Source organism: Massilia puerhi (assembly GCF_009861485.1).
Window position 1 is genome coordinate 203840 of record NZ_WOFW01000001.1, and the last position, 24428, is coordinate 228267.

At 66.9% G+C, this 24428-nt stretch carries 24 protein-coding genes; 7 read left to right on the forward strand and 17 right to left on the reverse strand.

All coding sequences use genetic code 11. From position 1 onward, the window contains the following. The first annotated feature begins 89 nt into the window (after nt 1-89). Nucleotides 90-914 (forward strand): NAD-dependent epimerase/dehydratase family protein, encoded by an 825-nt coding sequence (locus tag GNT67_RS00865; RefSeq protein WP_159627704.1) that lies wholly within the window; start codon nt 90-92, stop codon nt 912-914. A gap of 96 nt (nt 915-1010) precedes the next feature. On the opposite strand, the gene GNT67_RS00870 is transcribed toward GNT67_RS00865, so the two are convergent. The 9 genes from GNT67_RS00870 to GNT67_RS00910 all read right to left on the reverse strand — a co-directional run bounded on the left by GNT67_RS00870 (nt 1011) and on the right by GNT67_RS00910 (nt 12074). Next, nucleotides 1011-3536 carry a TonB-dependent receptor gene (locus GNT67_RS00870; protein WP_159627706.1) on the reverse strand — a complete coding sequence of 842 codons (2526 nt, stop codon included), beginning with the start codon at nt 3534-3536 and terminating at the stop codon, nt 1011-1013. A 79-nt stretch (nt 3537-3615) separates the two neighbouring features. Beyond that, nucleotides 3616-4857: a glycoside hydrolase family 88 protein gene (locus tag GNT67_RS00875; protein WP_159627708.1), complete on the reverse strand. Its 1242-nt coding sequence runs from the start codon at nt 4855-4857 to the stop codon at nt 3616-3618. A 205-nt stretch (nt 4858-5062) separates the two neighbouring features. Continuing rightward, complete coding sequence (locus tag GNT67_RS00880) at nt 5063-6826, reverse strand: response regulator (RefSeq protein WP_159627710.1); 1764 nt, start codon at nt 6824-6826, stop codon at nt 5063-5065. Next, on the reverse strand, nt 6823-7524 hold the full coding sequence (locus tag GNT67_RS00885; protein ID WP_159627712.1) for a sensor histidine kinase: 702 nt from the start codon (nt 7522-7524) through the stop codon (nt 6823-6825). The genes GNT67_RS00880 and GNT67_RS00885 overlap by 4 nt, the downstream gene beginning before the upstream one ends. A 123-nt stretch (nt 7525-7647) precedes the next feature. Further along, nucleotides 7648-9363, reverse strand: a complete 1716-nt coding sequence (mnmC1, locus tag GNT67_RS00890) for an FAD-dependent 5-carboxymethylaminomethyl-2-thiouridine(34) oxidoreductase MnmC1 (protein ID WP_229407872.1) — start codon at nt 9361-9363, stop codon at nt 7648-7650. Further along, nucleotides 9329-9892 carry a DNA-3-methyladenine glycosylase I gene (locus GNT67_RS00895; RefSeq protein WP_159627714.1) on the reverse strand — a complete coding sequence of 188 codons (564 nt, stop codon included), beginning with the start codon at nt 9890-9892 and terminating at the stop codon, nt 9329-9331. Before GNT67_RS00895 ends, mnmC1 begins: the two co-directional genes overlap by 35 nt. Then, nucleotides 9889-10152 carry an antitoxin Xre/MbcA/ParS toxin-binding domain-containing protein gene (locus GNT67_RS00900; RefSeq protein WP_159627716.1) on the reverse strand — a complete coding sequence of 88 codons (264 nt, stop codon included), beginning with the start codon at nt 10150-10152 and terminating at the stop codon, nt 9889-9891. Before GNT67_RS00900 ends, GNT67_RS00895 begins: the two co-directional genes overlap by 4 nt. Further along, nucleotides 10149-10649, reverse strand: coding sequence for a redox-sensitive transcriptional activator SoxR (gene soxR, locus GNT67_RS00905; protein WP_159627718.1), 501 nt, complete (start codon nt 10647-10649; stop codon nt 10149-10151). Before soxR ends, GNT67_RS00900 begins: the two co-directional genes overlap by 4 nt. An 84-nt stretch (nt 10650-10733) precedes the next feature. Next, nucleotides 10734-12074 carry an MFS transporter gene (locus tag GNT67_RS00910; RefSeq protein ID WP_159627720.1) on the reverse strand — a complete coding sequence of 447 codons (1341 nt, stop codon included), beginning with the start codon at nt 12072-12074 and terminating at the stop codon, nt 10734-10736. Between the two features lie 151 nt (nt 12075-12225). Between GNT67_RS00910 and GNT67_RS00915 the strand changes: the two genes are divergently transcribed. Next, nucleotides 12226-14355, forward strand: coding sequence for a sensor histidine kinase (locus GNT67_RS00915; protein ID WP_159627722.1), 2130 nt, complete (start codon nt 12226-12228; stop codon nt 14353-14355). Further along, nucleotides 14352-14951: a response regulator transcription factor gene (locus tag GNT67_RS00920; RefSeq protein WP_159627724.1), complete on the forward strand. Its 600-nt coding sequence runs from the start codon at nt 14352-14354 to the stop codon at nt 14949-14951. The genes GNT67_RS00915 and GNT67_RS00920 overlap by 4 nt, the downstream gene beginning before the upstream one ends. Nucleotides 14952-14955: 4 nt before the next feature. Here the strand turns inward: GNT67_RS00920 and pdxR are convergent, their stop codons facing one another. After that, nucleotides 14956-16470: a MocR-like pyridoxine biosynthesis transcription factor PdxR gene (gene pdxR / locus GNT67_RS00925; protein ID WP_159627726.1), complete on the reverse strand. Its 1515-nt coding sequence runs from the start codon at nt 16468-16470 to the stop codon at nt 14956-14958. A 110-nt stretch (nt 16471-16580) separates the two neighbouring features. Here pdxR and GNT67_RS00930 point away from each other — a divergent pair, with 110 nt between their 5' ends. Beyond that, the gene (locus GNT67_RS00930; RefSeq protein WP_159627728.1) at nt 16581-17045 is read left to right on the forward strand and encodes an OsmC family protein; all 465 of its coding nucleotides are present in this window, start codon (nt 16581-16583) and stop codon (nt 17043-17045) included. Continuing rightward, complete coding sequence (locus GNT67_RS00935; protein ID WP_159627730.1) at nt 17046-17600, forward strand: FMN-binding negative transcriptional regulator; 555 nt, start codon at nt 17046-17048, stop codon at nt 17598-17600. It abuts the gene before it with no gap. Here GNT67_RS00935 and GNT67_RS00940 read toward each other — a convergent pair. The 3 genes from GNT67_RS00940 to GNT67_RS00950 all read right to left on the reverse strand — a co-directional run bounded on the left by GNT67_RS00940 (nt 17597) and on the right by GNT67_RS00950 (nt 20719). Continuing rightward, nucleotides 17597-18223, reverse strand: coding sequence for a DUF4142 domain-containing protein (locus GNT67_RS00940; protein ID WP_159627732.1), 627 nt, complete (start codon nt 18221-18223; stop codon nt 17597-17599). The genes GNT67_RS00935 and GNT67_RS00940 overlap by 4 nt on opposite strands. Before the next feature lie 111 nt (nt 18224-18334). Continuing rightward, a complete protein-coding gene (locus tag GNT67_RS00945; protein ID WP_159627734.1) occupies nt 18335-19993 on the reverse strand; it encodes an acid phosphatase in 1659 nt (552 codons plus the stop codon). 255 nt (nt 19994-20248) lie between these two features. Continuing rightward, a complete protein-coding gene (locus tag GNT67_RS00950) occupies nt 20249-20719 on the reverse strand; it encodes a GyrI-like domain-containing protein (protein ID WP_159627736.1) in 471 nt (156 codons plus the stop codon). Between the two features lie 104 nt (nt 20720-20823). On the opposite strand from GNT67_RS00950, the gene GNT67_RS00955 reads away from it, so the two are divergent. After that, nucleotides 20824-21411, forward strand: a complete 588-nt coding sequence (locus tag GNT67_RS00955; protein ID WP_159627737.1) for an O-methyltransferase — start codon at nt 20824-20826, stop codon at nt 21409-21411. A gap of 119 nt (nt 21412-21530) precedes the next feature. Beyond that, entirely contained in the window at nt 21531-22160 is a 630-nt protein-coding gene (locus GNT67_RS00960; RefSeq protein ID WP_159627739.1) for a head GIN domain-containing protein, read from the forward strand. An 83-nt stretch (nt 22161-22243) separates the two neighbouring features. Here the strand turns inward: GNT67_RS00960 and GNT67_RS00965 are convergent, their stop codons facing one another. The 4 genes from GNT67_RS00965 to cydB all read right to left on the reverse strand — a co-directional run bounded on the left by GNT67_RS00965 (nt 22244) and on the right by cydB (nt 24427). Next, nucleotides 22244-22573 (reverse strand): DUF4326 domain-containing protein, encoded by a 330-nt coding sequence (locus GNT67_RS00965; RefSeq protein ID WP_159627741.1) that lies wholly within the window; start codon nt 22571-22573, stop codon nt 22244-22246. A gap of 47 nt (nt 22574-22620) precedes the next feature. After that, nucleotides 22621-22941 (reverse strand): ArsR/SmtB family transcription factor, encoded by a 321-nt coding sequence (locus tag GNT67_RS00970; RefSeq protein WP_159627743.1) that lies wholly within the window; start codon nt 22939-22941, stop codon nt 22621-22623. 136 nt (nt 22942-23077) lie between these two features. Further along, nucleotides 23078-23248: a cytochrome bd-I oxidase subunit CydX gene (cydX, locus tag GNT67_RS00975; protein ID WP_159627745.1), complete on the reverse strand. Its 171-nt coding sequence runs from the start codon at nt 23246-23248 to the stop codon at nt 23078-23080. A 21-nt stretch (nt 23249-23269) separates the two neighbouring features. Continuing rightward, on the reverse strand, nt 23270-24427 hold the full coding sequence (gene cydB, locus GNT67_RS00980) for a cytochrome d ubiquinol oxidase subunit II (RefSeq protein WP_159627747.1): 1158 nt from the start codon (nt 24425-24427) through the stop codon (nt 23270-23272). Nucleotide 24428 lies beyond the last annotated feature (1 nt).

Sequence of the window (24428 nt, forward strand, 5' to 3'; positions counted from 1 at the left end):
GCTTCTCATTACCCCTCCATGACGGCATTGACGCTCCGTGCTATCGGAGGTAACCTAGTTAAACGTTTAACATACCCTGGAGTCCATTCATGAACCAAGCCACCCCGCGCAAGCCCTTCAAACGCCTGTTGCTGACCGGCGCCGGAGGCGGTCTCGGCACGATGCTGCGCGAACGCATCCAGCCCTGGGCCGAGGTGGTGCGCCTGTCCGACGTGCGCGACATCCCCGCCGCCGGCGCCGGCGAGGAAGTGGTGCGCTGCGACCTGGCCGACCGCGACGCCGTGCTGCGGCTGCTCGAGGGCGTGGACGCGGTGCTGCACTTCGGCGGCGTGTCGGTCGAAGAAGAAGTCGACCGGATCGTGCAGGCCAATATCGTCGGCCTGCACCACCTGTACGAGGCGGTGCACAAGCAAGGCATCAGGCGCGTGATCTACGCCAGTTCCAGCCACGTGGTCGGCTTCTACCCCACCACCGAACGCGTGGATGCAAGCATGCCGCTGCGCCCGGACTGCATCTACGGCGTCTCCAAGTGCTTCGGCGAAGCGCTGTCGCGCTACTACTACGACCGCTTCGGCATCGAGACCGTGTGCCTGCGCATCGGCTCGTCCTTCCCCGAGCCGCGCAATGCGCGCATGATGACGACCTTCCTGGCCCATGACGACCTGGTCGAACTGGTGCGCTGCGCGCTGTTCACGCCGCGCGTCGGCCACACGATCACCTTCGGCGTCTCGGACAACAAGGTCAGCTGGTGGGACAACCGCCACGCCGCCCACCTGGGCTACCAGCCGCGGCACAGCTCGAGCAGCTTCGCCGATCGCTTCCCGCAGGACGGCAACTGGCCGCCGGCCGACGAGATCGGCGCCACCTACCAGGGCGGCCCGTTCGTTCTGGCCGGCCCGATCTACAAGGACTGACCATCCATCGTCATGGCCGTCGCGCGGCGCGCGGCGGTCAAAAAGAATGCGGCGCCTTCCAACCGGAAGGCGCCGCATTCTTTTCTGCTGCCGCGATCAGAACTTGACGTCGAGCTTCACGCTGAAGTAACGGAACACGTCGCGCGGCGGCACCCAGCTGTTGACCGTGATCGCCGGCGACGTCGAGGTCGGGCCGGCGCGGAAGCTCGGACCGCTGGCATTCGCGTTCGGGATGTAGAAGCGGTCGAACAGGTTCTTGATCTGGAAGCTCAGGCGGTAACGGTCCTGGTTGTCGCGGATGCCGAAGCCCAGGTCGGCGATCGTGTAGCTGTCGTTGACCGAACGTGGATCGTTGTTGATATTGGTCTGGTAGTCGCTCTGGTAGCGCACATTGCCGTTGATGAAGGCGCCGAACGGCAGCGACGGGAAGCGGATGTCGTAGTTGCTGCCGATATTGACCTTGACCTTGGGCGTGCCCGGGAAGATGCCGCCCGACAGATCCTGCACGCCGGTGGTGGCGCCGGGACGGATCGCGAAGCAGTCGCGGTTCCAGCCGCCGAGCGAACCGCCCTCGCCCGCGCCGGTGCCCGGGATCACGGGATTGGTGTTGTCCGTGTAGCAGGGACCGTTCTTCCAGTCCTCGATGGTCGGCCGGGTATAGGCCAGCGAGGCATTCACCGACCAGTTCGACGCCAGCAGCATATTGGCGTCGAGCTCGAAGCCGCGGGTGCGGATCTTCGGAATCGAATTGAGCTGGGTATAGATGGTCGGATCGTCCGGCAGCACGAACGAGGTGTTCTGCTGGTAGTGCTTGAAGTCGGTGTGATACACCGTGGCCGCGATCGACAGCCGGTTGTTGAGCAGGTTGGCCTTGGCGCCCAGTTCATAGGTGCGGCTGGTCTCGGGGTCGACCGGGAACGCGGCCGAGGCCTGCAGGCCGCTGGTCATGTCATACGCCTTGCCCTTGTGGCCGGTGGCGGTCATGGCGTACACCATCCACTCGCGCGTGAGCTGCTTCTGGATACTGAGCTTGCCGGTGGTGGCCCAATCCTGGTTGCCGCTGCTCGAGAACACGTCCTTGCCCACCGGGCCGGGCACGAAGGTCGAGCGGTCCAGCTGGTCGGTATAGAAGTTGCGCTGGTAATTGAAGCCCGATTCTTCCAGGTTGCGGCGCACCCCCGCCACCAGGGTCCAGGTCGGGGCGAAATCCCAGCTCGCCTGGCCGAACACCGCCTTGTTCACATTGTAGATGTCGGTGTAGTAGTTGGTCGGGCTCGATGGCGAGTTGGCGGCGCACACCGCCGGCGCCACGCAGAAGCCGCGAATGAAATGGCGCTCGATCTCGTTACGCGCCCACCACAGGCCGGCCACGTAGCGCAGGTTGCCGGCGTCGGGCGAGACCAGGCGCAGTTCCTGGGTCCTGGACGTGATGTCGTAGCTGCCGAACTGCAGGTTCCCGACCGAGAACTGGGTCTGACCAGGACGCGCGATGGTCGGCACGTCGGTGAAGTCCTGGTCGCGCGAGTCGTTGGCCTTGTAGCGCTGGTAGGACGAGATCGACATCAGGGTCGCATCGTTGGGCAGCGTGTACGACAGCTTCAGGCCGGCGCCATGGGTGCGCGACGCGATCCCGGTCGGGGCGTCGCGCCGCACGTAGCGGTTGTTGGGATTGGTCGGATCGATGCCGGCCAGGACCAGCGACGCCGGCAATTGCGGGTTGCCGTTCATGTAGGCGGTCGAGATGTCGACCGGGATCCGTTCCAGGTTGCCGGCGGCGGCCGAACCGGTGGTGCGATAGAAGCCGTTCACCGCCGTCACGCCGCGCGTGTTTTCCTGCTCGTTATACTGCGGCATGAAGTCGATGTCGAGATTCCTGACCGGGGTCCAGGAGAACTTGGCCATCATGGTCTTGCCCGACGAACCGTTGACCTTCTCGCCGTTGGTCAGGTTGGTGAAGTTACCCGGCATATCGCTCTTGTTGACCGCGATGCGCATGCCGAAGGTATCGGTCATGCGGCCGCCCACCGAGGCGGCCAGGCGCCATTCCTTGTCGTCGGTGTAGTAGGCGCTGCCGCGGTAGGTGACCGGCCCCGAGATCGGCTTGGTCACGATATTGATCGCGCCGGCCACCGCCGACTTGCCGAACAGGGTGCTTTGCGGGCCCTTGAGCACTTCGACCCGCGCCACGTCGGCCAGGTCGCGGAAAGCCTGGAACTGGACCGCGATCGGGATGTCGTCGAGGATCAACGAGACGTCCGACTCCACGCCGATGCCCACCGAGACGGTGCCGATGCCGCGCATGAACAGCGCATTGTTGGCGGCGGTGGTGCCCGAAGCCTGGGTCAGCGAGGGCGTCAGCGCCACGATGTCCTCGATTTCGCGCACGTTGTTGCGCTGCAGTTCGGCCTCCGAGATGACCGAGATCGCCATCGGCACGCTCTCGAGTTTTTCGACCCGCTTGTTGGCGGTGACGACCACCGACTGCAGTTGGTTCGCATTCTGCTGCCCTGCGTCGAGCTCCTGGGCGTGCACGGGCAAGGCCCATTGCGCGACGGCGAGCGCCACCACGGCGGCCAGCGGCTTGGCCACGATGTTGAAACCTTCGATTGTGTTCTTGTCCAACTTGGTCTCCTCCGATGTGCAAAAAAGTGGCCAGGCCGGGTAGCGACGTGCCGTCGATCCCGTGCTCGGGCCGGATGCCTCAGCTTCCCGCCTGCGTGCGCTTCAAGCGCAGCAATGCTTCGAGAAAGTAGTAGTCCGCGTAGTTGAGCGGCACGTCGATTTCCTTCCCGGCCGGCTTGTGGCCGGTCGCGTGCTTGAGCAGGAAGCCGCCGTTGTCGTTACCACCTTCGCCACCGCTTGCCAGGTAGGCCGGTGAAGCCAGGCTGCGCAGCTGCGCTTCGGCGAAGGCGCGATACGCGCGCCCCTGCTCGGCGGTCGACAACGATGCCAGTTCCAGCAGGCTCGAAGCGACGATGGCCGCCGCCGAGCTGTCGCGCGGCGCGTTCGGGATGGCCGGATCGTCGAAGTCCCAGTACGGCACCTTGTCGGCCGGCAGGCGCGGATGGCGCATGAAGAAGGCGGCGATCTTGTGCGCCTGCTGCAGGTAATCCTGTTTCCTGGTTTCGCGGTACATCATGGTGTAGCCGTACAGCGCCCAGGCCTGGCCGCGCGCCCACGACGAGGCGTCGGCATTGCCCTGCACCGTCACCCGGCTCCTGATGTGGCCCGTGTGCGGATCGTAGTCGACCAGGTGGTAGCTCGAGCCGTCCGGGCGGAAGTGGTTGCGCAGCGTGGTGTCGGCATGCGTGACCGCAATGTCGCGGTAGCGCGGCTCGACGGCGCTGCGCGCGGCCCAGGTCAGCAGCTCCAGGTTCATCAGGTTGTCGACGATGACGGGGAAGGCCCAGCTGCTGTTCTTCCACAGGTCCCAGGACTGGATGCTGCCGACTTTCGGATTGAAGCGGGTGACCAGGGTGGTGGCGCCGGCCAGCAGCGCGTCGCGGTAGGCCGGATCGCCCGTCAGGCGGTAGCCGTTGCCGTAGCCGGCGCCCAGCATGAAGCCGAGGTCGTGCTGGCTCTTGTCGAACTTGGCCGGCGCGGTGCGCGTCGTGTAGTCGGCGGCGGCGAGGCGCCACCTGGCCTCGCCGGTGTGCTCGTACAGGTACCATAGCGAGCCGGGAAAGAAGCCGGCGGTCCAGTCGCCCGGGCCGACCATGACCACCTCGCCCTTGTCGGTCGTGCGCGGAAAGCCCGGTTTGCGCTGCACCTTGTCCAGCAGGCCGCCGTATTGCGCGGCGGCGGTATCGAAGCTGCGCTGGACCAGTTGTGAAACGGTTTCCTGGGCCATGGCGCCAGTGGCGGCGGTGCTGGCAGTGGCGGCCAGCGCCAGCGCGGCAACCAGGCGCGCGGCGGCCGTCCCCAGGGATGGGTAGCCTGTCATTCTCTGTCTCCTGTTATTTTTTTGCTTGAGTAAATCCTAGTCACAAGCGAAAACAAAGTCAACAGATTTAGGAAAACGATTAACTAGCCGGTTTTACCTGTCGTTTTGCGTGACCGCCCTTGCAGGCAACCGTTTATCTTGCTGCCGGGAGAGGATTTCGCGGGCTGAGAGAAAACGTTTTTGCTGAGTTTTGCGGCGCGGGCAGTCAATTGCGCGCTGGCGCGGCCTGGTCCTTCTCGCCCACCGGCTCGGCCGGCGCCGCTTCCGGTTCCGGTGGGGGCTGCAAGGCGCCCAGTTGCTCCATCAGCTGGGCGAAGCGCTGCTGGCCCGGCTGCAGGCGGTCGACGTGCTCGAGCACCGCGCGCGCTTCGAGTTCGAGTTCGAGCTCATGGCCGCGCTGCTGCATGTGCGAGATCAGGATCTGCACTGCGTTGAACAGCACCCGGACGTTGTCCGGCAGGCGCTCGCGCGCCTTGCGCATCCATTTGACGGCGTCGGGCAGCTTGCCGGTCTTCCACAGCACCACGCCCTGGTTCATCAGGTCCACCGCTTCCTTGCGCGCGGTGCGGATGATGAGCGCGCCTTCGTCCGCCAGGCGCGCGCGGTCGAAGATCTTCTGCACCTCGTCCTGCAGCAGGGTGTTGTCGTGGTTATTGCGGATCACGTAGGCCAGCACCTCGCCCGGCGTGCCCTTGACGCCCACCGCGAACAGCAGGGTCGCCATCTCGATGCAGATCGCGGTGCCGGGCCGCCCGGGGTCGGCCTGCAGCATCGCGTCGAGTTCATCGCCGGCCCGGCGCGCGTTCAGGTAGTCGCCGCTCTCGTGGTAGACATGGCCCTCGGTGATCTTCGCACGCAGCACCATGTGTTCGTGCTCGCTGCCGAACTCGCGCTGGGCCAGCAGCAGCAGTTGCAGCGCATCCTTGGTATTGCCCTTCAGGCCGCACACCCGCGCCAGGCCGAGATAGTCCTCCGGCCCCTTGCGGATCGAGTACTCGCCGATCACCAGGCATTTGCGGAAGGCCTTTTCGGCCATCGGCACGTTGCCCAGGCGCAGAGCGGCCTGGCCCAGGTGGCGCTGGCGCGGCACCGAATTGGGCGACATCCTGGCCGCGCGTTCGAGCACCGCGGCCGCCTCCTCGTGCTGGCCCATGCCCTGGTAGGCGCGCGCCAGCTGGTCGTAGGCGTCGATGTAGTGGCGGTTCTCGGCGATCACGGTCTGGAACATCTGGCGCGCCTGCTCGAAGTCGCCGTCGGCCATGCGGATCTTGCCCAGGCCCGCGCGCGCCCAGTGGTATTCGCGCTGGGCCAGCACTCTTTCGTACACTTCGCGCGCCCGCGCCGGCTGGCCGCTGCGCTCGAGCATGCGCGCCTTCATCCGCAGCAGTTCGATCTCGTGCACCCGGTTGGCGGCGATCTGGTCGTCGCACAGGCGCGCCGCGCGCAGGTAATCCTTCTCGATGAAGGCCTGGTCGATCAGGCGGAAGATCTGCTTGCGGCGCCACACGCGGTTCAGGCGCGTGAGCAGCACGCCCTCGGTGATCGGCTTGACCAGGTAGGCGTCCGGCTGGTGCTCGGCCGCGCCCATCACCGACTCCACGCTCTTCTCGGCCGACACCATCACGAACACCGACGACGGCGTCAGGAGCTGGCGTATGCGCGCTTCTTCGAGCACCTGCTGGCCATTCTTGCCCTCGCCCAGGTTGTAGTCGCACAGCACCACGTCGTAGCGCAGCTTGGCCAACAGGCCCATGGCCTCGCCGCCGCTGGACGCCTGGTCGATATTGCGCGCCCCCAGGCTGCGCAGGCTTTCGCGCAGCAACTGGCGGATCCCCACGAAGTCGTCGACGATCAGGTACTGCTTGCCGGCCCAGTCGATCTCTTCGAGCACCTTGGGCCTGGCCACCAGCGGCGCGGCCATGGCATCCGGCGTGGCATCCGGCCTGGGTTGGGCGGCAGGCGTGTTCATGGCAGGGTCAGGATGAAGCAGCCACCACCGAGCGCGCCGCCGTTCTCGAGCCGCACCGCGCCGCAGCGGTCGCGGTGGCGGTGCATGCGCGCCACCTCGCCCGAGAAGTACAGGCCGAGGCCAGCGCTATTGGTGAGGAAGTTGACGCCGCTGGCATCGCTCGCTGGCGTGCCGGCCGCCAGCAGCGCGGGCGGAAAGCCCGCGCCATTGTCCTCGACCCGGATCTCGAGTTCGCCATCGCGCGAGCGCGCCGCCAGCCGGATGCGGTCGCGCGTGTAGTGCAGCGCGTTGTTGACGGCGTGCGACACCACGCCCACGATCAGGTCTTCGTCGACATGGGCGATCAGCTCCGGGTCGATATCGAGTTCCAGGACCACGCCGCGCGACTCGATCAGCACCCGCTCGAGGGCCACCACCTGTTCGATCAGCTGGCCGACCTCGAGCGGCTGGACATCGAACGGGTAGCCCGGCTTGCCGACCTGCTTGTACAGCGCCAGCAGCTGCATCAGGTTGTCGTTCAGGCGCCGTGTCTGGTACAGCATCTGCGCCATCTGCCCGTAGGCCTTCTCGGTCTCGGGCGAGGCGCCGTCGAGCAGGCGCTCGAGCGTGCCGGACAAGACGCTGATCGAATTCTTCATGTCGTGCGCGGTCGAGGCCAGGAACAGGAACAATTCAGGCGAGTGTGGTGAGTCTTCCATCCGGAAAGGCCCCTTCGGCCAGAAAAGTTGCTACCAATAAATTATACCCGCAGGCATGCCGCAGTTCGGCGCCGCGGCCCTGTTCCGTGCACAGATTTGCGGCAACGCAACGGTTAGAGGCCGCTATCCCCGATGTTCGGCCGGATGGCGGCTGTTGCGGCGTGCGCGCAGCACGAAGCGGGCCGGATCGAGCGCATCGACCAGGGCCATCTCGAGCGGCAGCGGCTCGCCTTCGAGCTGGGCGGCCAGCAATTCAGCCGCCAACGGCGCCCAGATCAGGCCGCGCGAGGCATAGCCCAGCAAGCCATACAGGCCGGGATGGCGCGCCACGTCGCGCAGGCGCTCGGTGGCGCCGGCCGCGGCGAAGTCCGGCAAGCCGCCCACCAGCGGCAGGCGGTCCGGCGCCACGCAGCGAAAGCCCACCCGGCCCGCCAGCGGCGCTCCCGCGGCGACCATGGGATCGGACACCAGGCCGCGCAGGCGCGCCAGGTTTTCTTCCTGGCTGGCGCTGCGCAGCCGGGGATCGTCGTCCAGGTCATAGGTCGCGCCGGCGCAGGTGACGCCATGCGCCGAGGGCGTCAGGTAGGCTTCGCGGCACAGCACCAGCGGCAGTTGCGGGGCGTGTTCCGGCGCCAGGTGCGTCACCTGGCCGCGCAGCGCCTGCAGCGGCAGCTCACGGGTGTGCGCCATATGGCGCGCGCCGGCGCCGCTGGCCAGGATCGCGGTCGGGGCCTGGCCCAGGACGCCGCCCTCCGGGCCGCGCGCCAGCCATTCGTCGCCGCTGCGCTCGAAGCGCACGTCGCCGGCGCCGAAGCGCCGCGTCAGGCGCGCGCCGCAAGAAGCGAGCAGCGCCTCGCATACGCCGCCCGGGCGCGCCCAGCCGCCTTGCGGGAACAGCCAGCCACCCTCCGGCGCCGGCAGTCCGAGCAGGGCTTGGGCATCGGGCGGTTCAAGCCAGCGCGCGTAGTCGGGCGACAGCCTGCCCTCGTGCGCGATCGCGCGCGAGGCGGCCGCGTGCCGGGCGTCGCGCGACAGTTGCAGCACGCCGCATTGGGCGCCATCGAAAGCGCGGCCGACGCCCCCCAGTTGTTCCCACAGGCGCAGCGCGTACAGATAGGCGGCGCGCGTCAGGCGGGTCGGAATATTGTCGTCGCGCGAGAGCAGCGGCATGAAGATGCCGGCCAGGTTGCCCGAGGCTTCCAGCGCCACCTGCGGATGGCGCTCGACCAGCGTGACCTGCCAGCCGCGCGCGCACAGGCGGGCGGCGGCGGCGCATCCGGCCAGGCCGGCGCCCAGCACCAGCGCGCGCCGGTCAGGTTCAGGCGCCGACGCCAGGCGCGGCTTGCGGGTCGAGAACAGGGCGCTATCTCTATCGAAGGCAAAGCCTTGCGCCGTGAGGGCCGCGCGCTGTTCGGCGTCGAGCCCGCGCGATTCCAGCCGCGCCCCCAGCGCCGTCAGGCGCGCCAGTGGCCGCACGAAGGCCGTGCCGCGCGCGCCGTGCAGGTAGATCAGGTCGGGATGGGCGTTCAGCTCGGCCAGCGCAGTGTCCTGCGCAGTGTCCTGCGCAGTGTCCTGTGATGCGGCCAGCAGGTCGAGCGTCAGTCTCGGATCGGGCTGCGGGATGCGGTGAAAGCCCGCCTGCAGGCGGTCGGTGAGCGCCACCACGTGCAGGCGCGCGGGCCGCTGCGGATCGGCGCGCCAGGCCTCGACCAGGGCGGCAAAGCGGCTGCCGTCGCCGTGATCGTTGTCGAACACGGTATAGCGTGCGCGGCCGCGCCAGTGGTCCTGCATGGGCGTGGTCAACTCAGCGCCGGCTGCGGCAATGGCATTCGCGGTCATGGTCGTCCACCATGCCGATGCCCTGCATATAGGCGTAGACGATGGTCGAGCCGACGAACTTGAAGCCGCGCTTGCCCAGGTCTTTCGAAATGCGGTCGGACAGCTCGGTGCGCGCCGGGCGGGCGTGATCGGGCCAGTCGTTGACGATCGGCGTGTTGTCGACGAAGGCCCACAGGTAGGCGTCGAGCGTCAGGCCCTGCGATCGCAGCGCCAGGTAGGCCCTGGCGTTGGTGATCGCGGCCGCCACCTTCAGGCGGTTGCGCACGATGCCGGGGTTGAGCAGCAGTTCGGCCTTCTTGGCGTCGTCGTAGGCGGCGATTTTTTGCGCGTCCCAGCCGTCGAAGGCGGCGCGGTAAGTGTCGCGCTTGTTGAGGATGGTTTCCCACGACAGCCCGGCCTGGGCGCCCTCGAGGTTGAGCATCTCGAACAGGGTGGTCTCGTCGTGGCAGGGCACGCCCCACTCCTTGTCGTGGTAGTCGATATAGCGCGGGTTGGCCATGTTCGCCCACGAGCAGCGCTTGACCGTCATCGCGCGGCGCCCGGTATTGCGCCGCGCAGGCAGGCCAGGACGTCGTCGGTGCGACCGTGGGCCACCAGCTCGGCCGGCGTGCGTCCGTCCAGCGCCTGCTGGGGCGCCTTCATCCAGGCATCGGCGGCATCGTCATTTCCGAGTACCTTGCGCGCCTCGTGCATGACGGCGTAATAGGCCTGCGCCTTGCGCGAATGGCCGTCGAAGCGTGCCTGCAGTGCGGAGAGGGAATCGGGCGAAAGTCGGTCGGGATCGGTCATGGCGTTGGCTCTTTGGTGGAGACCGCATCATACCCCGCCCCGACCGGGCGATCGAGGAACACCGCACCGGCGCTGTCCACGCCGAGCGTGTCGGCCGGGTTGCGCAGCGGGCAGTCGGTGAGCGACAGGCAGCCGCAACCGATACAGGTATCGAGTTCGTCGCGCAGTCGCTGCAGACGCGCGATGCGCTCATCGAGCTCGGCGCGCCAGCCCGCGCCGAGCACGCGCCATTCCCTGGCGCTGATGGTGCGGCCTTCCGGCAACCCGGCCAGGTTTTCGCGGATCGTCTCGAGCGGGATCCCGGTGCGCTGCGCCACCTTGATGATGGCGATATGGCGCAGCACTTCGCGCGCATAGCGGCGCTGGTTGCCGTCGGTGCGCCAGCCCTTGATCAGGCCTTTCGACTCATAGAAGTGGATGGTCGACACCGCCACGCCGCTGCGGCGCGCCACCTCGCCCACGGTGAGGGCCTTCTTGTCGGGATCGATCGTCGTCATTGCGCTTGACCTCAAGTTAAGTTGAGATTTTAAACGCTTTTCGATGCCATCACAACGAAGGCAAAAGTATGAGCAAGCATCGGATCAATGCCCACGCAGCTCCGCATCGATCTTCGAATGCGCCGCCGTATCGCGCATGAACCAGCACACCACCAGCGTGCAGGCGATCACGCCGGTGACATACCAGTAGAAGCCCGACTCCAGGTCGACCGACTTGAACCACAAGCCGACGTACTCGGCCGTGCCGCCGAACACCGACACCGCGAACGCATACGGCACGCCGACGCCGGTGGCGCGGATCGAGGCCGGGAACATCTCGGCCTTGACCAGCGCATTGATCGAGGTATAGCCCGAGACGATGATCCAGGCGCAGGCGATCAGTCCGAACGCTTCCCACGGACCGCTGGCGTTGCGGATGGCGGTCAGCAAAGGCACGGTGAAAATCGTCCCCAGCAGCGCGAAGCCCACCAGCAGCGGACGGCGGCCGATGCGGTCCGACAGCGCGCCGTACAGCGGTTGCAGGCACATGGCGAACAGCAGGGATGCGGCCGAGACGGCGGTGGTTTGCGAGTCGCTCAAGCCCACCGACAGGCGCAGGAACTTCTGCATGTACACGGTGTAGACGTAGAACGCCAGCGTGCCGCCCATGGTCAGGCCGACCACCAGCAGCACTTCCTTCGGATGCTGGGCCAGCTGTCTGAGACCACCCATCGGCCTGGCCTTCTTGCGCGCGCTCTCGAACGACTGGGTTTCGGGCATATCGTGGCGCATCATCAGGGCGATCAGCGCCAGCAGCGCGCCGATCACGAAGGGAATGCGCCAGCCCCAGGCGCGCAGTTGCTCGTCGGTGAGCAGGAAGTGCTGCAGCACCAGCAGCACGACCAGGGCCAGCAACTGGCCGCCGATCAGCGTCACGTACTGGAAGCTGGCGTAGAAGCCACGCCGTTTCGAGTCCGCCATCTCGGACAGGTAGGTGGCGCTGGCGCCGTATTCGCCGCCCAGGCTCAGGCCTTGCAGCAGGCGCGCCAGCAGCAGGATGCAGGGCGACAGGATGCCGGCGGTGGCATAGGTCGGGGCGCAGGCGATCAGGAGCGAGCCGCCGCACATCAGCAGCACCGAAGCCATCAGGGCGACCTTGCGGCCATGGCGGTCGCCCAGGTGGCCGAACAGGATGCCGCCGATCGGACGCACGAAGAAGCCCAGCGCGAAGATGCCCGCGGTCGACATCATCTGGGCGGTCGGGTCCTGGGCCGGGAAGAAGGAACTGGCGAAGTACAGGGCGAACGCCGCGTAGCAGTAGAAGTCGAACCACTCGACCAGGTTGCCGGCCGAGCCGACGAAGATGGCGCGCAGGCGCGAGCCAGAAATGGGTTCGGCGGCCTGCGGCTGTGCGCCGCCGATTGGATTGCTGATGGTTGTCGTCATGCTGTCTCCTCTTCTAGAGATCCCATTGTCGGCACCGATTGGGGCCGGCACATCCGCAATGCTGGCGCGGCGGCCTCCGTAAAAATACGGAGAACCCCGCGCTAGGTCGGCACAACTGCTATCGTTGGCGCTTTTGGCCAAGGGCTTTTCGATGTCATCCTTGTTCAAACGACATCCCTGGCGCACCGTGCTCGCCGTCGCCACGGCGCTGGCGCTGATCTTCGGCGCCGGCTACTGGGCCGAGCAGCGCGAACTGCAGGCCAAGATGGATGCGCTGCAGCAGGCGACGGCGGCGCACGTGCTGGGCCTGCGCGGCCTGGTGGAAAAACACGACTTCTTGCCGCACGCGGCGGCGCGCCACCCCGACGTGCGGCAACTGCTGCTGGCGCCGGATGACGCGGCGCTGCAATCGCGCGTGAATGCCTATTTCGCCGATTTGCAGACGACCACGGGCGCGGCCGCCCTGTTCCTGATCGATCGCGAGGGGGTGACCATCGCCGCCAGCAACTGGAACCTGCCATCGAGCTTTGTCGGCGAATCGTATCGCCAGCGCCCCTATTTCGAGGATGCGGTGGCGGGACGGCGCGGCCTGTTCTTCGGCCTGGGCCTGACCACCGGCCAGTCCGGCCTGTTCATCGCGCAGCCGGTGCGTGCGGGGAACGAGATGATCGGCGTGATGGTCGTCAAGATCAGCCTCGATCCGCTCGAGCAGACCTGGCGTCATGGCGCCAATCCGGTGCTCCTGCGGGACAGCCGCGGCGTCGTGTTCCTGAGCGGGGTGCCCGAATGGCTGTTCCGCGCCGTCAAGCCGGTCTCCGCGGCGGATGCGGCCTGGATCGCGGACCACGGCCAGTACGGCGCGCGCCGCCAGTTCGGCGTCCTGCCCTGGACCATCCGGGTGCGCGACGAGGTGCCCGGGTTTGTCATTCGGACTAGCGGCGGCGGACGGCCGCGCGACTATCTCGCCCTCGATACCCCGCTGCCCGGGCTGGGCTGGACCCTGACCGTCACCGAAGACATGCGCGAGGTGCGCGAGGCGCGGCGCCTGGCGCTGGCCCTGGGCACGCTGGCGGTGGCGCTGCTGCTGCTCGGGGTGCTGTACTGGCGCCTGCGCGAGCGGCGCTATGCCGAACAGCGCTCGGCGCGGCTCGAACTCGAGCACCGGGTCCAGGAGCGCACCCGCGACCTGCAGCAGGCGCACGCGTTCCAGAAGGCGATGGAGGATTCGCTGCTGGTGGGAATGCGCGCGCGCGACCCGCAGGGCAAGATCATCTACGTCAACCCGGCGTTCTGCGCGATGGTCGGCTACTCGTCGGACGAACTGCTCGGCTGCCGGCCGCCCTATCCCTACTGGCACCCCGACGACCTGGATAAGCAGGCGCGCGAAAGCGACGACGCCCTGCAGGGACGGGCCGCGCCGTGCGGCTTCGAGTCGCGCATCCGGCACAAGGACGGGCACGACGTGCTCACCATGGTGTACACCGCGCCCCTGATCGATGGCGATGGCGTGCACCGCGGGTGGATGAGTTCGATCGTCGACATCACCGCGCAAAAGCAGGCCGAGGCGCGCCAGCGCGACCAGGAACTGCGCCTGCAGCGCAGCGCGCGCCTGGCCAGCGCCGGCGAAATGGCGTCGACCCTGGCGCATGAACTGAACCAGCCCTTGATGGCGCTGTCCAATTTCGCGATCGCCGCGCGCGCCCTCGCCGCCCGCGGCGATCCGGCCATGCTGGCCGGGGCGCTGGACGACATCGTCGGCCAATCGCGGCGCGCCAGCGAGATCGTCAAGCGGGTGCGCGCCATGATCAACCCACAGCGCGCCGACTACGCAACCCTCGCCATCGGCGCCGTGATCGACCATGCCGAAGCACTGCTCAAGCCGGAACTGCAACGCGAGGGGGTGGCGCTGCGCCTGATGCTGGAAGACCCCACCGTCAAGGTCCGTGGCGATACGGTCCTGCTCGAGCAGGTGCTGGCCAACCTGATCCATAACGCGGCGCAGGCGATGCAGGGCCAGCCACGGCATCGCCGCGCCATCATGCTGGCCACCCGTCGCGTCGCACAGGGCATACGCATCAGCGTCAGCGACCAGGGGCCGGGGATTGCCGACGACCAGCTCGAACAGATCTTCGCCCCCTTCTTCACCACCAAGCCCGACGGCCTGGGCCTGGGCCTGAACATCTGCCGCACCATCATCGAAGCCCATGGCGGCTCGATGACGGTCGTGAACGACGCCGATGGCGGCGCCACTTTCTCATTCATCCTGCCCATCGTCCCATGAAAGACACTCCGCTCACACTGTATGTCGTCGACGACGACGAAGCCCTGCGCCGCTCGCTGCTGCTCCTGCTGTTCTCGCAAGGACTGGCGGTGCAGCCTTTCGATTCCGGCGAAGCCTTCCTCGATGCGGTCGACCCGAACCAGCCGGGATGCGTGATCCTCGACCTGCGCATGGGCGGCATGAGCGGGCTGGCCGTGTTCGAACGGCTGCGGGCGGCGCACAGTCCACTGGTGACGGTGTTCCTGTCGGGGCATGGCGACATTCCGATGGCCCTCGAGGCGGTGCGTCGCGGCGCCTGGGACTGGGTGGCCAAGCCGGACACCCAGCAGTTGCTCGACAAGCTGCCGGGCGCGATCGCCGAAGCCCGTTCGCGCGGCCAGGCGAGCCGGCTGTGGGACGACCTGACGCCGCGCGAGCGCGAGGTCGCGCGCCTGGTCGGCCTGGGGCAGCCCAACAAGGAGATCGCGCGGGTGCTGGTGCCGCCGTGCGGGCCGCGCTCGGTCGAGACCCACCGCGCCAATATCTTCCACAAGCTCGGGTGCGCCAATGACAATGAGCTGGGACGCTGGCTGGCGGCCTACCCGTGGCTCAGGTGAAGCGCTACCTGCGCGGCCACTGTCCCTCGATCACCCGCGCCAGGGCCTCGACACCCTTGCGGATCGCTTCCGGCTTGACCGCCGAAAATCCCAGCAACAGCCCCGGCGCCACCGCACACTCGGGCGTGGCCGCCGCGTTCGCGTAGTACCCGAGCGGGCGCAGCTCGATGCCGGCCTCGCCGGCGGCCCGCGCGATTGCGGCCTCATTCGGAATGCGTCCCTTCCGATCCGGCCTGAAATGCGTGCACAGGTCGAGCCCGACGTCGGCCGGCCCGCACGCCAGCCGCTCGCCCAGCCGCTCCCCGAGCGACGCCATCAGCGTGGCGCGCCGTTCGGCATACGCGTCGCGCGTGCGCCGGATATGGCGCATGAAATGGCCCTCGGCGATGAAGTCGGCCAGCACCGCCTGCGGCAGCATCGCATGGTGCATGTCGATGACCGCCTTGGCGCGCGCCAGCGGCTCGGCCAGCGCCGGCGGCGCCACCACATAGCCCAGGCGCAGCGCCGGGAACAGCACCTTCGACAGGGTGCCGACGTAGACCACGCAGCCGGCGCGGTCCAGGCTCTGCATCGAGGCCAGCGGCGGGCCGGTGTAGCGGTACTCGCTGTCGTAGTCGTCCTCGATCACCCAGGCGCGCCTGGCGGCGGCCCAGCGCAGCAGTTCCAGCCGGCGCGCCAGGCTCATCGTCGCGCCCAGCGGCAGCTGGTGCGAGGGCGTGGCGAACACCAGGCGCGCATCCGGGTAATGCCTGGCGCCATAGGCCACGTCCATGCCTTCGCGCGTCACCGGCACGGTGCGGATGCGGGCGCCGGCCACCCGCATCGGCGCGCAGGCGCCCTGGTAGCCGGGCGACTCGACCCAGACTTCGTCGCCCGGCGCCAGCAGCAGCTGGGCCAGCAGGTACAGCGCCTGCTGCGAACCCGAAGTGATCACGATCTGCTCTGGCGTGCAGGCCACGCCGCGCGAGGCGCGCAGGTAGGCGCACAGCAGTTCGCGCAGCGGCGCGTAGCCGTTGGCGGGGCCATAGCCGAGGTAGGGGCCGAGGTGGAAACTTGACTTGCGCAAGTGGCGCGCTTCTAGCTTGCGCCACAGGTCGAACGGGAACAGGTCCAGGCCCGGCATGCTGGGACGGAAGGCGCGCAGCGGGCCATCGTAGAGGCGGATGCGGGCCATGGCGGTCGCCAGCGCCGCGCCGCGCTCCGGCAGCGCGCGCAGCAGCCCGGGCGCGGATGACGCCGGCGCCTGGCGCGCCAGCGGCAAGGCTTCGTCGACGAAGGTGCCCTGCCCCACGCCGCCGCGCAGGTAGCCTTCGGCCGTCAACTGGTCATAGGCCGCCAGCACGGTCTGGCGCGATACGCCGAGCAGCCGGCACAGTTCGCGCGTGGCCGGCAGGCGCGCGCCGGGCGCGAGCGCGCCCTGCAGGATGGCGTCCTTCAGGCGCGTATACAGCTGGCGGAACAGCGGCGTGGCGCCGCCGCGCGCGAGCGGCGTGGCGCCGATCAGGTCGTGGACATGCATGGCGGATGAAGACAGATTGGTACGCCCATCTTCCATGGAATTGGCTATTTCGGCAAGCCAAACGGGCGCCTAAAATATGGGTCTCGATCAACCATTCCCGTGAGTCCCGCATGCAACAGTTCGATGCCCGCATCGTATGGCAGCGCGCCGGCCAGGACGTTCAGGGCGGCCGCTACAGCCGCGCCCACGCCTGGCATTTCGATGGCGGCCTGAGTATCCCGGCCTCTTCCTCTCCGCTATCGGTGCCGTTGCCGATGTCCGACCCGGCCGCCGTCGATCCGGAAGAAGCGCTGGTGGCGGCGGCGGCGAGCTGCCATATGCTGTTCTTCCTGTCGATCGCGGCGCAGCAGGGATTCGTGGTCGAGCGCTATGACGACGCCGCGCGCGGCCTGCTTGGCGCCGACGCCAGGGGCCGGATGGCCATGGTCCGCATCGAACTGCGTCCCGCCATCGCCTTTGCCGGCGAGCGCCAGCCGGATGCCCGGGAGCTGGCCGCCATCCACCACCTGGCGCACGAGCGCTGCTATATCGCCAATTCGCTCAACAGCGAGATCGTCATCCTGGAGCGCCACTAAATGTATTGTCCGGCCCGCTTCACACAGACCGACACCGGGCTGATGCACGCCCTGATCGCCAACCATCCGCTGGGCATGCTGGTCACGCACGACGACGGCGCACCGGACGCCGACCACCTGCCGTTCGCGCTGCTGCGGGAACAAGGCGTGTTGCGCGCCCACGTGGCGCGCGGCAATCCGGTATGGCGGCGCGCCGGCCAGGAGGTGCTGGTGGTGTTTCGCGGGCCGTCCGGCTATGCCACGCCGGACCGGATCGAGAAGGTCGAGAAGAATGGCCGCGTGGTCCCGACCTGGACCTACGAGGTGGTGCACGTGCACGGCCGGCTGCGCGCGATCGACGATCCGGCCTGGCTGCGCGCGCTGGTCGAGCGCCAGACCGATCACCAGGAAGCGGCGTTGCCCGATCCGTGGTCGGTGGACGATGCCCCGCCCGCGTATACCGCCGCGCTGTTGGGGGCCATCGTCGGGATCGAGATCGCGATCGACCGCATCGAAGGCAAGTGGAAGACCGAGCCGCCGCTGCGCACGGCGGCGCCCGGCCCGGTGAAGGCTTAGTGGCTGGAACCGGTATGCCCGGCGGCGCCCGAACTGCCGGTGCTGCCCGATTTACCCTGCGCCAGTTGCTCGGCATGTTTCAGGTGTTCCTGGACAACCGGCAGCATCTTGTCGACCTGGCCTTTCACGTCAGGATCCTTGGCGCCTTTCGAGGCCGCCTGCAGCTTGGTCAGGGTTTCCTTGTGCGCACCCACACCGCCCTGCTTGACATAGGTCTTGTCGAAGGAATCGCCCGACAGCTTCCCAAGCCGGTCCGCCATCGCCTTGTGTTTGGCGTCGAGCTCGGTCGGCAGCGTCACGCCCTTGGACTGGGCCAGGGTTTGCACCTCGGTCAGCGCCTTGCCGTGGTCATCGACCATTTTCTGTGCGAAGGCTTTTACTTCTGCGTTCTGGCTCTTGCTTTGCGCCAGCTTGCCCATTTCGACCTCGGCCATGTTCGACATGCCCATATCCATGATCGCCTTGCGGTCGGCGGCGGTCAGCTTGGCGGCGCTATCGGCGCTGGCTGCGGTGCCGCTGGCGCCGGCTGGCTGGCTGGTCTGCGCCTGCGCGCCGACCGCACCGAACATGGCTGCCGCAACCGATACCGCCATCAGGCGCTTGAGGATGTGATTCTTTTGCATGGTGACTCTCCGTTGAGTTAGTTGGATGAGCCAAGTGTAGTCCTGCGTGTTCAAGACTAGCGCGCGTTAGCCGACAAGCAAGTTTACAAAAAAAGCCAGCCTGGTCATGCGTTAGCGGAAGCTCAGCGCCGCCGTCAAGTCGCCCGGCGGGCGCGCGCCGCGCGCCTCGAAGGCGGCGTTGCGCGACGCCAAACCCTCGAGCAGCGGCAGGCCGTGCAAGCGCGTAATGAAGCGCAGGATCGAGGTCGTGTCGTAGAAATTGTGGTCGACCGCGCCGCGCTTGGCATGCGGCGACACCACGATCGCCGGGATGCGCGAACCCGGGCCCCAGCGGTCGCCCTGCGGCGGCGCCACGTGGTCCCACCAGCCGCCGTTTTCGTCGAAGGTGATCACCACCACCATGTCTTTCCACTGCGGCGATTTTTTCAGGTGCTCGACGATATTGGCCACGTGGGCGTCGCCTGACTCGATGTCCGAATACCCGGCATGCAGGTTCAGGTTGCCCTGCGGCTTGTAGAAAGCCACCGCCGGCAGCTTGCCCGCCACCGCATCGGCGATGAACTTGTTGGAAATCGGGCTGTCGCCCAGGCCGCCGTCGCGCAAGTGCTGCGCGCGCTCCCTGGTGCCCGGCGCGAACTGCTTGAAGTAATTGAAGGGCTGGTGGTGGTACTGGAAGTTCGGCTTGTCGCCGGCGCCGCGGCCGTCGAGCGCCGCCTGCATCCCGCCGCCATACCAGGCCCAGCTCACGCCCTTCCTCGACAGCAGGTCGCCGATCGTGTCGTAGGTCTGCGCTGGCAACACGGAAGCGTCGGCCGGGTCGGCGTGCAGCGGGTCGCCATCGAAGGCCGGACGCACCCAGCTCGGCTGGTATGGCGGCGCCATCGTGTTGACGGCATAGCCGTCCGGCGTCATCGCGCCGTTGCGCACGAACTTCGGCTTGCCTTCCAGCGCGGACTTGGGCGAATCGGGGGCCAGCGTCAGGCGCACGCCCTGCGGGCCGTCGTCGAGCACCGCGATCTTGGTCTTGGCGGCGGTCGCGGCGGCGTTGAAGTATTCCGGCACGCGGCCGCTGACCAGGAACTGGTGGTTCAGGTAAGAGCCACCGAACGCCGCCATGAAGAAGTTGTCGCACAGCGTGAACTCGCGCGCGATCTGGTACAGGCCCAGGTTCTTGGCCGTCTCGCCATAATGGCCCATCACCATGCCGCCGGCATCCGACCAGGCGGCGAAGCAATCGTTCTTGCCACCATTGATCTGCATCTGGTTGTGATAGAACTGGTGCACCAGGTCGCGCGTGATAATTCCCTCGGGCAGTGGCTTGCCTTCAGGGTCGGTCAGTTCATAAGGCGCGTTGGGCAGGTTGGCCGACTGGGCTTCGGTAGTGATGTAGTCCTTGCCGCCGATGTTCTGGCGGCCCGGCACCACGCCGCCCCAGGTCTTGGGCAAGGTGGGCAGGATCGAGCCGTCGCGGTCGCGTTGCTGGAAGCTGGCCGCCGGCACGCTGGCCAAGGGCGCGGCCAGGCCGGGGAAGTCGGCGAACAGGTTGTTGAAGCTGCGGTTTTCCAGGTAGATCACGACCACGTTCTTGACGTGGGTGCGCAGCTTGGCGTCGAGCGACCCTTTGGCGGCAGGCTTGGGGGCCGCTGCCGCCTCGCGCATTGCGGGCAGGGTCGCCGCGGCGCCGACCGCGGCGGCAGCCTGGAAGATGCGCCGGCGCGCGGGGCTGTCGGGTGGGGTGGACGATGCGGGTCCGTGGTCTTGCTCTTGCACGTGAAGCTCCTTTTGCTGACGGCCATGGCGACCGCAAAAGAAGTATTATCCACGCGATTTACAAATGGAAACAATCAGAAACAAATAAAGTGTGGTTCGTCAAAAAGACGTCACATTGTAGAGGCACAATGCAAGTGCTCCTAGGGAAGGGCACTCGGCGGTGCAAACCGCCCTACCGGCGCCGGCGGTCGGGAAACATACCGGCACCAATTCCTGATGCAGGGCCATGCATGGGCCTGCATTTTTTTTGGCGGCTCAGCGATACAGGGGAATCAGGATGTCGTAGGCATTGTCAGGCCGCGCATCGTCATCCCTGGTCGGCGTATAACGGCGATCGTAGCGCTGCAGGCGGATGCCATCCTCGTCTTCTTCCATGCCCAGCTGTTCCATCGTGGCGATACCGGTCACGGTGCTGGCCTGCGCGTGCACCATCGGACCGCGGTGGGTCATCAGCGCGTAGCGGCGTTCAGGGATCCGGATGCCGATCATGCCTGGCGGAAGATTGTTCAGGTCGGAGACCTGGACCGCAATGCATTCGAGCTTGACGCCGCCATATTGGGGCATGCGAAAGCCGTAGTGCAGTCCATCGGTCTCGCCGAGTTCGGCCTCGCGGGCGAGGAAGTTTCTCCAGATCTCTGGCAACTCCGTTTCCAGCACCGAGGCGGGCCCTGCGACAGGCAGCCCGGCGAGCTTCATTTCAGGTAGTGTAACGGTTGAGATGTGCATGATAGTGGCTTGCTTATAGACGAAAAGATTATAGCCTTATCTCTTCGACAATATTAGCACCGGCGCAATCGTGCGGATCGATTTCTCGTGTCAAAAGGAGAACAATGTTGCCTACTTCACTCAAAGCCTTGTTGAAGGAACTCGAAACCTTCGGCCTTACGCATGATGCATCGCCCGACAACCGCGCGCGCCGCCTGCTCAACATCACCCACGACACCGGCGAGTTCCTGGCCGTGCTGGTACGCGCAATGGGCGCCCGCCGCGTCCTCGAGATCGGCACCTCGAACGGTTATTCGACCTTGTGGCTGGCCGATGCCGCGAAAGGCATCAACGGCACGGTCACGACGGTCGAGTTGTCGGCGGCCAAGGTCGCCATGGCGCGCGAGAACTTTGCGCGCGCCTGCCTGCAGGAGCGCATCGTGCAGGTCGAGGGCCAGGCGGCCGACTTTTTGGCCAGCAGCGCCGACGAATCCTTCGACCTGGTCTTCCTCGATTCCGAGCGCGGCGCCTACCTCGGCTGGCTGCCGCAGCTCGAGCGCATCCTGCGTCCGGGTGGGCTGGTGGTGGTCGACAACGCCACCTCGCATGCCCAGGAACTGGCGCCCTTCATGCAGGCGCTGCGCTGCGCTTCCGGCTGGAGTACCAGCCTGGTACCAGTCGGCAAGGGAGAGTTCCTGGCGACCAAGCATTGATGCCGACTGATTCCGGTATCCGCGCAGTTCAGGCACGGTTTTATGCAGTCCATCGCACGGGGCGCGCGGCGCAAGGACGCGCTCCCTAGAATGGTCTCATCAACTTACTGGAGACCATCATGAAACGCGTAGCCATCGCCGCCCTTCTCGCCCTCGCTTCGCTCTCGACCCAGGCCGCCGAGCAGGTGCGCGGCGTGACGCCATTCAAGACCATCGATGCGCGCGGCCCGGTCAACCTGGTGGTCGACGTGGGCAAGGCGCATTCGGTGCGGGTCGAGGGCAGCGAGAAATTCATCGAGCGCGTCACGACCGAGGTCGTGGACGGCGAACTGCGCCTGGGCTTCGAGGACAAGCGCAGCAGCAACGTCAATATCAAGGACGGCGAACGGGTCATCGTCACCATGCCCGAACTGGCGAGCTTTCGCGGTGAAGGCGCCGGCCAGATGATCCTGAATAATATTCGCGGCGAGCGCTTCGACGTCAACTACCGCGGCGCCGGCAGCCTGCAGATGAATGGCAGCGTGGGCCACCTGCGCCTGAACGCCCAGGGCGTGGGCGAAGTCGTGGCCAGGGACCTGGTGGCCCAGGATGCCGACGTGAGCTTCATGGGCATCGGCGACGTGTCGGTGCACGCCAAGAAACGGCTCAATGCCAGCGTGCAGGGCCTGGGCAACCTGACGTATTACGGCAAGCCGCAGTCGGTCAGCCGCTCGGTGACCGGGATTGGCAACGTGACCGCCGCCAAGTAATGACGGGGCGGTGACTGGCTGGTCATGGCTACCCGATTGTCCAGGGTAGCTTCTCGGGGCACGATGCCAGGTTGCGCCTGGGTTCAATCACCGTTGACAAGATCGAGCAGCACCTGCGCATGGCAAGGCTTGTCAAGCCGACACCAGCAGGCCAGGTGGTGACCACGCAGGATGTTCTGCGCTTCTTGCGCCAGCTGGCGTCCGGTGGAATCCTCGCGCAGCCAGCGGCGGTAGGCGGCCACCGCTTCTTCCACCGTCGGCATCGCCACATAACGGCCGACCAACGTGCCCGGTGCCACATCGGGCAACACCGAGTACGGGTTGCCCCAACGGCCGGGACGGGCCACGGAGATCGTATTGGGCGGCATGCGCCATCCCTTCTTGCGACTCAATTGCACGCGTTGCGGTGTCATCGCCTTCCTCGTGATGGATGTGCACCGGCTCATCCGGCGCACATCCATCATACCGAAGCAAGCCGATCCTGCATCGACTGCGCACCAGCGCTGCCGCAAGTCGTGGACAGGAACTCCATCAGGCGTTGCAGTGTCTCCAGGCGCGCCGCATAGATCACGTAGCGCCCCTGCTGGCGCGGCGACACCAGCCCGGCATGGGTCAGCTCCTTCAAGTGGAAAGACAGCGACGAGGCCGGCATGTCGAGCGCGGCGGCGATATTGCTGGCGGACTGGCCCTGGGGACCGGCCTGCACCAGCAGGCGGAAGGCGGCGAAGCGCGATTCCTGGGCGAGCGCGGCAAGCGCTGCGATGGCGATATTGGTTTGCATGCTGACAGTAAGTGGTTTCGACGCGAAGGCCACGGCGGTCACGCCGCCGGGCCACGGTTCGAATACTGTCGAATTACTTTGACAGGGTGATGACAAGACGCGCTTGGACCGGCACCGCGTCTTGTCGTCGCCTGCCTCAGGCGCGCTGGCGTTCCTGCCGTTCCGGCGCCGGCAGTACCGACGCTTCCTCTTGCTTGACCGCTGCGGTGGCGACCGCCGCATCCTCCATCAACTCGTACCACATCGCGTTCAACACGCCGAAAGCCGCCGCCAGCGGCAGTCCCAACAACCAGGCGAAATACCACATGATGCTGTCCTCTCTCTTTGATTAGTAGGCGTGGCCCTTGCCACCGCTGATGTCGTCCGCATCCACCTTGCCCCACAAGACCTTGTAGACCCAGCTGGTGTACATCACGATCAGCGGCAGGAACACGCAGGTGCAGACCAGCATGATGAACAGCGTCAGGTGGCTGGACGACGAATCCCACACCGTCAGGCTGGCCTGCGGCTGGATCGACGACGGCAGGATGAAGGGGAACATCGAGGCGCCCACGCTGAGCACGATGCCGGCGATCGACAGGCTCGACGTGAGCATGGCCAGCCCTTCCTTGCGCCTGGCCAGCGCCAGCCAGGTCGACAGCGCACCGACGATGCCGGCGCCCGGCGCCAGCTGGGTCCAGGGATGGGCCGCGTAGTTGCCGAACCAGGTGCCGGCCACATTCGCCTGCACGGTCTTGAACAGCGGGTTCGACGGCCCGGCCGTCACCAGTTCGCCCGTGATGCGGTAGCCGTCGACCACATTCCACAACAGCACGCCGGCCACGGCATACAGCAACACGGTGGCCAGCGCCGCGCGCAGTCCCCAGGCGCGCGCGCGGCTGGCTACCAGGCCGTCGGTCTTGAGCACCAGCCAGGCGGCGCCGTGCATCACCAGCATCGCCACCGACACCAGGCCGCACAGCAGCGCGAACGGATTGAGCAAGCCGAAGAAGCCGCCCTCGTAGAAGATCTGCATATCGGGTGCGATGCGAAACGGCACGCCCTGCAGCACATTGCCCATGGCGACACCGAAGATCAGGGCCGGCACGAAGCCGCCGACGAACAGGGCCGCGTCCCAGGTAGCGCGCCAGCGCGTGCTGTCACGCTTGCTGCGGTACTTGAAGGCGACCGGGCGCAGGACCAGCGCCAGCAGCGCGGCCGCCATGGCCAGGTAAAAGCCCGAGAACGAGACCGCGTACAGCTGCGGCCAGGCGGCGAAGATGGCGCCGCCGCCCAGCACCAGCCAGACCTGGTTGCCTTCCCAGACCGGGCCGACGGTGTTGATCACGACGCGCCGTTCGAGGTCGGTCTTGGCCACGAAAGGCAGCAGGGTGCCGGTGCCGAGGTCGAAGCCATCGGTCACGGCGAAGGCGACCAGCAGCACGCCCAGCAGCGCCCACCAGATGACACGCAGGGTGTCGTAGTCCAGAAGCAGATGAAGAATCATG